Consider the following 767-nt stretch of genomic DNA (forward strand, 5'->3'; position numbering starts at 1 on the left):
CACACATCAGCCGAGACCAAGCTCGCCTACCATCGAGCGAGTGCTCGATGCTCAGGGCTTGAAAATGAAATTTACCCCGGACGGTAGGAATATGCAGTTCGAAAAGAAGTCAGAAGTGGTTCAAAAGGTCGACCAAAAGCAAGAAAAGACTCAAGAAAAACGGAGAGGAATGCGGCTCTAAAATGTGTTATAGAAAGACTTAGAATAAAAAATTGTAATTAATTGATTTTCAGATACTTACATATACCAATAGTGCAATAGCTTGTTGCACTCTATAGTGCAATAGCTTATTGCACTCTGTTTGCACGGATAGTGCAAAAAAAAAAGCACTGAAAGTGCATGATTTTTCCAAGTATTGTCTTTGATTTGCACCGCTATGTGCAATTTATAATATCAGTCTAACCTATCTGAAATGAGACACGAAAAGGAAGTACCTAACCTGCATACTGGAGAGATGGAAACGGTAAACAGCAACTTTGTTCAGCTGTACGTAGATAAGTTAGATCTGATTATTGAAATGACAGGTGAGAACAAAACTGCTGTACAGGTTTTTACTTGGATTTTACAACATATGGATACGCGTAATGCTTTGGTTGTCAGTTACTCAGCATTATCAGAAGCGTTAGGAATTAGCGAAAGAACTGCTAAGTATGCAATCTCATATTTGAAAGAGAAGAAGGCACTAGCAGTAGTGAAGTCTGGAAACACTAATATTTACGCCGTAAATGACTCAGATTGCATGGAAAGCTGATGCTAGAGGGAAAAAG

Annotated in this window: 2 protein-coding genes; both read left to right on the top strand. The window is 38.7% G+C overall.

Annotation, left to right across the window (positions count from 1 at the left end):
- The coding region (locus tag BWI97_RS28845; protein WP_233208100.1) for a hypothetical protein at positions 1–181 on the top strand (181 nt) is incomplete at its 5' end.
- A 231-nt stretch (positions 182–412) separates the two neighbouring features.
- A complete protein-coding gene (locus tag BWI97_RS27075; RefSeq protein WP_102203493.1) occupies positions 413–751 on the top strand; it encodes a replication/maintenance protein RepL in 339 nt (112 codons plus the stop codon).
- Positions 752–767: the final 16 nt, after the last annotated feature.

Source organism: Siphonobacter sp. BAB-5405, assembly GCF_002872335.1.
Classification (GTDB): Bacteria; Bacteroidota; Bacteroidia; order Cytophagales; family Spirosomataceae; genus Siphonobacter.